The 8,454-nt window shown below is 42.6% G+C and carries 14 protein-coding genes and 1 pseudogene; all 15 read left to right on the forward strand.

Translation table 11 applies throughout. From position 1 onward, the window contains the following. Positions 1-582: hypothetical protein (locus tag MVB78_RS08860; protein WP_297490445.1), on the forward strand; the 582-nt coding region annotated here is incomplete at its 5' end. Continuing rightward, on the forward strand, positions 572-1,231 hold the full coding sequence (locus MVB78_RS08865; protein ID WP_297490447.1) for a hypothetical protein: 660 nt from the start codon (positions 572-574) through the stop codon (positions 1,229-1,231). The genes MVB78_RS08860 and MVB78_RS08865, both read left to right, overlap by 11 nt. Positions 1,232-1,321: 90 nt before the next feature. Next, positions 1,322-1,618, forward strand: a complete 297-nt coding sequence (locus MVB78_RS08870; protein ID WP_297490449.1) for a hypothetical protein — start codon at positions 1,322-1,324, stop codon at positions 1,616-1,618. Positions 1,619-1,633: 15 nt separating this feature from the next. After that, positions 1,634-2,110 (forward strand): hypothetical protein, encoded by a 477-nt coding sequence (locus tag MVB78_RS08875; RefSeq protein WP_297490451.1) that lies wholly within the window; start codon positions 1,634-1,636, stop codon positions 2,108-2,110. 75 nt (positions 2,111-2,185) lie between these two features. Then, positions 2,186-2,845 carry a hypothetical protein gene (locus MVB78_RS08880; RefSeq protein WP_297490453.1) on the forward strand — a complete coding sequence of 220 codons (660 nt, stop codon included), beginning with the start codon at positions 2,186-2,188 and terminating at the stop codon, positions 2,843-2,845. A gap of 251 nt (positions 2,846-3,096) precedes the next feature. Continuing rightward, positions 3,097-3,717, forward strand: a complete 621-nt coding sequence (locus MVB78_RS08885; RefSeq protein WP_297490455.1) for a hypothetical protein — start codon at positions 3,097-3,099, stop codon at positions 3,715-3,717. Between the two features lie 138 nt (positions 3,718-3,855). After that, complete coding sequence (locus MVB78_RS08890) at positions 3,856-4,380, forward strand: hypothetical protein (RefSeq protein ID WP_297490457.1); 525 nt, start codon at positions 3,856-3,858, stop codon at positions 4,378-4,380. Between the two features lie 65 nt (positions 4,381-4,445). Beyond that, a complete protein-coding gene (locus tag MVB78_RS08895; protein ID WP_297490459.1) occupies positions 4,446-4,808 on the forward strand; it encodes a hypothetical protein in 363 nt (120 codons plus the stop codon). A 4-nt stretch (positions 4,809-4,812) separates the two neighbouring features. After that, a complete protein-coding gene (locus MVB78_RS08900; RefSeq protein ID WP_297490461.1) occupies positions 4,813-5,442 on the forward strand; it encodes a hypothetical protein in 630 nt (209 codons plus the stop codon). 108 nt (positions 5,443-5,550) lie between these two features. Further along, on the forward strand, positions 5,551-5,745 hold the full coding sequence (locus tag MVB78_RS08905) for a hypothetical protein (RefSeq protein ID WP_297490463.1): 195 nt from the start codon (positions 5,551-5,553) through the stop codon (positions 5,743-5,745). 5 nt (positions 5,746-5,750) lie between these two features. Beyond that, complete coding sequence (locus MVB78_RS08910; RefSeq protein ID WP_297490465.1) at positions 5,751-6,347, forward strand: hypothetical protein; 597 nt, start codon at positions 5,751-5,753, stop codon at positions 6,345-6,347. Between the two features lie 22 nt (positions 6,348-6,369). Beyond that, a complete protein-coding gene (locus MVB78_RS08915; RefSeq protein WP_297490467.1) occupies positions 6,370-6,705 on the forward strand; it encodes a hypothetical protein in 336 nt (111 codons plus the stop codon). Positions 6,706-6,742: 37 nt separating this feature from the next. After that, the gene (locus MVB78_RS08920) at positions 6,743-7,360 is read left to right on the forward strand and encodes a hypothetical protein (RefSeq protein WP_297490469.1); all 618 of its coding nucleotides are present in this window, start codon (positions 6,743-6,745) and stop codon (positions 7,358-7,360) included. 151 nt (positions 7,361-7,511) lie between these two features. Then, entirely contained in the window at positions 7,512-8,132 is a 621-nt protein-coding gene (locus MVB78_RS08925) for a hypothetical protein (protein ID WP_297490473.1), read from the forward strand. A 109-nt stretch (positions 8,133-8,241) separates the two neighbouring features. Further along, positions 8,242-8,454, forward strand: a pseudogene (locus tag MVB78_RS08930) (hypothetical protein); the annotation flags it as partial.

The raw sequence follows: 8,454 nt of genomic DNA on the forward strand, positions 1-8,454 counted from the left end.
GATAACTATGACCCCTTTCCTGTTCTTTTGCTTTTTGATGAGCGCGTGTTGGAGGGTGAATGCTGGACTAGAGCCGGTGGGAAACTCCGGGGGACATTTGAGGATCCGCTTATAGTTATTCAAGAACTGTTGTTTGGTTTGGAAGAAGTGTTTGACCTTACTCCGAGCGAGCATGGTTGCGGTAATCCTAGAGGATACGCGCGCGAGTTGGGTTTTAATGTGGCGGACGATAGTCCGATTTATTGTACCACGCTGTCTTATGCTAATATTTTCTTTGAACGAATTGGGGATACTGTTAGGATCCATTATAATAACGAATTGCTGGAATTCACTGATTGTCCCGAGTTCAAGGGTAAGCATAAGGGTACTATTGAAGTCCCGTTCTTCGAGTTTGCTGAGGATGTTTTGAAGGTTATTGGAGAATACTTGGTCAAGTACTCTTTAGAAGTTGAAGAGGCGAGGAGAAAGTACTGGAATGAGGATCGGTCGGAAGACATTGAGGAGTATTTAAGATGGTACACGGCTGACAAGGCAGAATTAGAAACATTGAAACGGGAAAAGAGGATGGAGCATGGTAAGTGAGAAGATTGTTATTAAGGGTAAGCACGTTTACTTTGAGGTTGGGCTTGATAGGGAGGGAGGGGCGGAAGTTTACTGGCCTTTTCCCGTTCTTTTACTTTTTGATGATCACGTTCTGGTCGGAGAATGCTGGAGTGTTGATGGTGGAAAACTCCAGGGAACATACACGGACCCGGTAATGGTTATTGGTGGCTTACTTCATGGTTTAGAACAGATTCTTTATGCAGAACACGAGGAGTGGGGATGTAGCCATCCCAGAGAAATAGCAAGGGAGAAAGGATTTGATGTCTCAGACGACAGTCCATTCTACTGTGCCATAATGGCAATGCAATCGTATGTCTTTTTTGAGGGTTTGGGTGATGTGGTGAGGGTTCATTATTACAATGGCCTCTTGGAGGGGACTGATTGTCCCGAGTACAAGGGCAAGCATAAGGGTAGTATTGAGGTTCCCTTGGTTGAGTTTGGGGAAGACGTGCTAAAAGTTGTTGGAGAGTATTTAGAGAGGCATTACAAGCGCGTTGAAGAAGTCAGACGAGAAGTCTATGGGTATGATGGGATAGATGGCTGCAAATTGCTCATAAAACAGTATTTAAAAGATTTAGAGGACTGGAGGGTTTTGAGGGAGAAATTGGGAGCTAGTAAGAGGTTATGATTCAAAAGTGGCATTTTCTTGTTAATTTTTTAGTGTCCGGCCGATGGGTTAGGAGATAATAGTTAATAATATCATAAAATAAAGAAAAAGTTGTCAAAGATCTTTGGTAGTCCCGAGGAATTAAGGAAGTTTCTCGGGGAAATCTTGAACCGTGTTGGCGAAGATGAAAACTTAATAATGACGCAATTACTTAGCAGGGAAGGGACTTGGAAAAGCAATGTACCTTTAAGAATCAATTTAGAAAAATACGGTTTAAATGTCGACGGTATCGAAGAAATAGTAATAGAACTTAGGCTCGAAGACGGAAAGTACATAGCTAAAACAGCGTACCCAACAAGGGGATGGGCCGTCTGGCAGTATAGGAGCACGACAGGAGAATGGGTTTAGTTGGGGTGAAAACTCATGAAGAAGAAAAACATTAACAGCACACTTAGACATCACAGTACAGGGATTAGTGATGATTTTTACCTCTTTCTTCTCTTTCTTATTTTGCATGGTATAAGTCCTTTGCTCCCTTCTGAAGATATGGAGACAAAAGTTGAGAAACAATATAACGAAAAGCTACTAAAGGTCATTGACGCTTTGCTCACTGGAGTCTCTTGGTTAATGCTTCAAGATCGCGTTGAGCTGCCTATAGGATCTGTGGAATTAGCTAGAAAATTTGGATTTAACATTCAAAAAGAAAGCTCGGTATATCATACCATAATACCTCCAAAAATTAATCTATTTCTGGAACGTTACGGCAAGAGGCTGAGGATCCACTATTATGGTGAATCTTTGAGCTTACAGGGGCTTAATGGTACAATCGAATTCGAGTTTGATAAATTTGTTAAAGAATTGTTAAGTGTGGTAGAGAAATTGCTGGCTGGATATCTGTAAAGTAAAAATAAAGTATTCATGCTACCACCTCATCTAAACTACGCATTTATAGTGTTAAAATTTTACAAGTGGGTTTTGCAAAAATGGAATAATGAAACTCCAAAGGATATCTATGATGAGATCCTCATTACAACCCATCATCTACGTTTTGAGATATATTTAAATGAGTTTAATGTAGACGAAACGTTTAATCCCTTCCCTATGACAATCTTGTTTAACAATCATATCCTAGTAGGAACATGTCAAGGGACTGCTGGGAAGAAAAGGATCAGAGGAATAATGATGGAACCACTATATGTATTTAATGAACTCCTTTACGCTATTTCCTGGATTATGGAGCCTGATTCCTTAGAAGGGGGTTTATATGCTGGCGAATTAAGGGAATATGCGAAAAAACTTGGTTTTTCAGTTGGTGATAAGAATCCACTCTATTTAATCTCTTTTGGTTGTTGTAGTGTTGTAATTTTTGAACGTGAGGATGATAGTTTATTGATTCATTATTATAACTCGCTAATAAACTGTGATGATTCACCTTATGGAACGATTAAAGTTAATCTCAGGGAGTTTATTGAGGAGGTATTGAGAAGTGTATTTATTTACTTAACCGATTATATGGAAGTTGTAGAGAAAATTAGAGCTGACTACGGCCAAAAACCAGAAGAATATATGTGCAATGAATTATGGAGTAACTACAAACACACCTTAATGAGGTTTAAGGAAATATTTAAAATCTGAATCTGATCTAAGGTCTAGTTAAATCCTGAAGATAACTGGTAGCTTGCTCGGACACAATTATTTTAACCGTCCCATCTAATAACATGTCTTTAAGAGAACTGGGGAGTACATACAAACTCATTACATTTTGATCAGAGCATGGAAGTGCAGTGTGGGTATACAGGAATAGTAAGTGGGTACGCCGTCCGTGAGGTGATTCCAAATGCCATTTCAGGAGTTCAGATTTGTTGGAAAGCATCTAAATGTGAAAATTGGGCCGCCTTCTCACGGGCTCTTGCCCGAGTGCTTCTTTGCCTTTTTTTTCAGTTATTACCATTGACGGCGAACCACTGTTTGGTAGGGTCATCGAGGGCTACATAGAATATGATGAGTGCGGCCTTGAGATAGCTACCGGGCTTATGCAGGCTACTCTCTGTCTGCTCAGCCCGAGAATGTCCCTTAATCCATACTGTGCAAAATGTTTCAGCTCTCCTTCAAAGATGGAATGTGAACACTTCCTCTCTGGCCGTAAAGAACTCCTTAGCACAGCTTACTGTGTAAGAATTGGCCCCAATCATTATTTATTCACCATAGAAAACGGAATGTTGGTTGTATATTATGAGACGGAGGAATGCCAGACAGTCGGAGACGTTGAAGCCGTTGTTCCAGTTAAAAAAAGCCTCCGGCTTCCATTTAGGGAGTTTGCTGAAGATGTAATAAATATGGCGGAAAACTTCTGGAACTACTTACTCCCAAACTTGGAGGACATTAACAAGTTCTTGGTATCATCTGGATGTGAGGATTGGGTTATTACGAGAGAAGAACTCCTCAAATACAAGAGCCTTCTTGCGACTCTAAAGTCCATCTACTTGGAAAAGACAAATTTGGGGTGAGAGCATGGAACTACACCTGAATGGCAGGCTCTTTGAAGTCGTTGCATATCTGTCTGAAACCGGGGTAAACTGCAGGTACCCATTTAGGATTTCATTAAAAATTGGGGATGCCTGGTTACCCCCCAACAGGGGGGCGTTTTGGGGGATGTGTTTGGACTGGTTAGGGACCTTGTCAGGTTGAGCATCTATTTCCTGGAGGAGCATAAAGAAGCTGAAGGAGATTCTTTTCTCTTTTGGAGGGATATAGCTGTTGAGGCGGGCTTGTATAAAGCGGATGAAGTTCCAATAGAAGACGTCATTGAAGGGAAGATAAAGATATACTCGGCTAGTTTAATGCTCCAAGGCTGCGCCTTTTCCTTCAGGCCAGTGAAAAATCATTTAAAACTTCATTTTAAGTGCGAGAACTTTAACAATGACCAATTGGAGATATCAATTAAAGATTTTGTTTTTGATGTTCTTAACTTGTCTGAGGAGTTTTTGAAGTTCCTAAAAGGAAATTTGGAGTGTGTAAACGAGCAGTTGAAAAAGAACGGATGTGAATGGCCTTTTATTATAACTAAAGGAGAATTGCTTGGATTAGAGAAAGACGTACAATGTCTTAAGGAGATCCTGTTAGGAAATATTGAGAAGACTTTTGAGTTAATTCAGCGAGGTCAAAAATAGCAAAGAAGGGAAACGAAAAGTGGGGTTTAATCCACGCTTACATCAGGCACGTTAGAGGATACGAAATGGACGAGGCAGGCAAAACAACCTTCTGGCCGATGGGTCAGAGGATTGTAGTGAACGGTCAGGCGAAGCAACTGCCCAAAGTCTTTAACAGCGAGGAGGAGCTGGCGAGGTTCCTGAGGGAAGTGGTGAACAAGGCGCTCAAGGATCCGGATTACCAAGAAAAATTCTTTAAGAATGGAGTGCCAAAACCAAACTTTGGAATTTCAGTAGATCTTAAGAAGGTTGGGGTTAATGTTGATGGGATTGATGTTGTTAAGTTGGAGTTTAAGTTTGAGGATGGGGAGTTTGTGCTTAAGACGGCGTATCCGACGAAAGGCTGGACTGTGGAAACGTTTATTCCTGGGAAAGGCGGCTGGCAGTGAGGTGATGGGAATGTGGGTTACAATGAAGGGGAAACACTTGACTGTTAAGATAGACCTTAAGAGGTATCTTTCTTCCCCTGATCCCTTCTTTTTGGTTTTTACAGTAAATGAGCACTTACTCTTAGGAGCCTGCTGGAGGGGAGAGCTTGAGGGGGATGAATCGGATGTCTACAGGTTTTTTTACAATTTGTTAACTGCTTGTTATTATTTTTTGCGGCCGGAGAGTCCGCATGTTCAGAGAATAACCAAGATTGATAAAAGGAATATTGAGGAAGAGGGGTTTCAGTTGAGGGGGGATGAGGTTGTTGTGTATCAGGCGGTTGAGAGGAATGCTATTTACTATGCTTGCTCTACTGGGAGGGTTGCAAGGATTTACTATCACAATGAGCTCCTTGAATTCACAGACTGTCCTGAGTACATGGGTAAGCATAAGGGTGTTGTTGAGGTTCCCCTCAAAGAGTTCGTTGAGGATGTGTTGAAGATCAGTAAGGAATTCTTGGACGAGTACGCTCCGATTATTGAGAGGATAATAATCGAACATACGGGAGAACCTGAGGGTTATGATTACGTGTGGGAGTCTTATTATGAGGTAGTGGAATTATACAGGAAGAGGCTTGACTTGGAAAACCGCTGAACCTAAACTAGCAAGCTCCCAAAAGAGCTCAGAGAGTTCCTCGATGAAGTACTGGAGAGGGCACTTCAGAAGGAAGAGTACTACACAGAATTTAGGGGACAGAGCTTCGTGAAGCTAAGGGTAAACTTGGATAAGCTTGGGATGCATATAGACGGGATAGATGCGGTAGAGTTCCAGTTCTCATACAACCAAGCTAAAGGTGCCTATCAACTTATCACAGCGTATCCATCAAAGGGCAGGAAGGTTTTAGGGTACGTGTGGGACAGAGAAAAACAATATGGTAAATGGATACGCATGGGGTGACTTCAATGAGGTGCAAACTTCGTGGAAAATTTGTTGAGGTTGAAATAGATTTGGAATCCTTGGAGCCAGACCCATTTCCCGGCCGTTTTCCTATTCTTTTTTTGGTGGCTGGGCATGAAGTGGGAGGATACCACAATGAGGGATGGCTTGGTGACTCATATGGCCTCTTTCAGGATCTACTTCTCTGTACGAGAGATCTCCTAAAGTACCCTGAAAGTTGTTTTAACAAAAGGAAAAACGCTGAGAACGATGGTTTTAAGTTGTTACCTGATAGCTATGTCTGCGGACCAATACTTGACCTAGATTTTAACACGTATTATCTTGAAAGAAAGGGGGAATTGTTGCGTTTTCATTTCATAAATGAAGCTCCTAAGTATATTTTTTCGAAGAACTCTCTTCAGGGCACCATCGAACTACCGTTTGAGGCCTTTGTCGCCGATATTCTCAAAATAAGCGAGGAGTACCTTGAAAAATGCTTCCCAATAGAAATGGAGACTAAAGCCATGCAATATAACGGATTTACAGAGGAAATTTCTCGGCTTAGGCAATACTTAGAAAACCTCATACAGGAAATTAAAACAGAGCTGGATTTTGAGCATTAATTGAAAAACAACCTTCTGGCCGATGGGCCAGAAGATTGTGGTGAACGGTCAGGCGAAGCAGTTGCCCAAAGTCTTTAACAGTGAGGAGGAGCTGGCGGGGTTCCTGAGGGAAGTGGTGAGCAAGGCGCTCAAAGACCCTGACTATGCGGAGAAGTTCAGCGGTGGGGGTAAGGTTGTGCTACCAGTTGATCTTAAAAAGCTCGGCATAAATGTGGAAGGGATTGATCAGGTTGAATTGGTGTTCCTGAAAAAGAAGGGCTCATCCAACATGTACTACCTTAAGACGGCGTATCCGACGAGAGGCAGCAAAGTTCTCGAATACCGGGAGTGGAGCAAAGAATGGGTGGTGACTGGGTAGTCTCATTTCATTTTTTCATTGAGGGAGGTGTGATAACATGAACACGCTCAAATTGGTGGGCAAACACTTTCATATAGAAGCGGATTTGGGGAAGTTTTATGGGGGAGTGTATCCGTTTCCCCTTGTTATGTTACTGGATGGCCATGTTGTTGTAGGCATGTGCTGGAAAAAATGGAGTTCTGGAAAGCTAACCGGAGCACCTGGAGATCCTTACGGGGTTGTGCAGGACTTGCTTGACAGCATCAGGTTCTTTATGAGGGCAAGATCCGGAGAACTCGTGGGTGTGAAAAGGGAGACTGTTAGAGAGTACGGCTTTCGTGTAAAGGAGGACTCGCTAATTTACTCCGCAACGTCCATAGCAGACTCCGTTTACATTTTCCTCGAAAGAACAAGAGATATTGTGAAAGTGCACTATTATAACAGACTACTTGACGAGACGGACTGTCCGGAATTCAGAGGAAAGCAAAAGGGCACCATTGAATTGTCTCTTGTGGAGTTTGTCGAAGATGTGCTCAGGATTTCCAGGAAATACCTCAAAAACTATGCGAGTATCGTAGAACAGATCATGATGAAACAGAGAGAGGAGCCATATGACCATGATGTCCTTTGGGAATGGTATAGGGAAATCAAAGAGTTGCATCAAAAAAGAATTTGAAAGACAATGTGCCGATGACTGGACGATGCTGTCCAGCTGGAGTTCAAGTTTGAGGACGGGGAGTTTGTGCTTAAGACGGCGTATCCGACAAAGGGTGGGGCAGTTGAGACGTTTATTCCTGGCAGGGGTGGCTGGCAGTGAGGTGGTGAGAATGTGGATTACAATGAAGGGAAAGCACTTGGAGGTGAAAATAGACCTTGAGAGGTATCTCTCCTCTCCTGATCCATTCTTTTTGATTTTTGCAATAGACGAGCACTTACTCTTAGGAGCCTGCTGGAAAGGAAAAATAGACGGGGATGAATCGGATGTTTATAGGTTTTTTGAGAACTTGTTGACTGCTTGTTATTACTTTTTACAGCCAGAGCATCCGCACGTTCAGAAACTAACCAAGTTTGGTAGAGAGAATGTGGAAGATGAGGGGTTTCACTTGATGGGGGATGAGGTTGTTGTGTACCAGGCGGTTGAGAGGAATGCTATTTATTATGCCTGCTCTACCGGACGGATTGCGAGGATTTACTATCACAACGAACTCCTTGAATTCACTGATTGCTCCGAATTCAAGGGTAAGTATAAGGGTGTTGTCGAGCTTTCCCTCAAAGAGTTTATCGAGGACGTTCTGGAAATTAGTAGAAAGTACCTGGAAAAGTACGCTCCGGTTATCGAGAAGATTAGGCTTGAGCACGGGGAAGAGTCTGATGACTACGACTTCCTCCAAAAGTTCTACCAGGAAGTAGAGGAGCTGTATGAGAAGAGGTTTAAGTTAGAGTCTTGAGCTTTGAGTATGGGAAGTTTGTCTTAAGGTTGCTTATCCGATAAAGGAGGACGCAGTGTACGAGTACCAGAGCTGGAGCAATAACTGGATCCAAAAGGGGTGATGAACATTGGCGGAGAACAAGATTGTCATTAAGGGAAAGCACCTCCGATTGGAGGTCGAGTTGGTCAAGTCCAGGGCTGGGGAACGTTACTCTCCCTTTCCTGTTCTTTTGCTTTTTGATGAGCGCGTGTTGGAGGGTGAATGCTGGACTAGAGCCGGTGGGAAACTCCGGGGGACATTTGAGGATCCGCTTATAGTTATTCAAGAACTGTTGTTTGGT

It is taken from the genome of Thermococcus sp. (assembly GCF_026991495.1).
Lineage (GTDB): Archaea > Methanobacteriota_B > Thermococci > Thermococcales > Thermococcaceae > Thermococcus.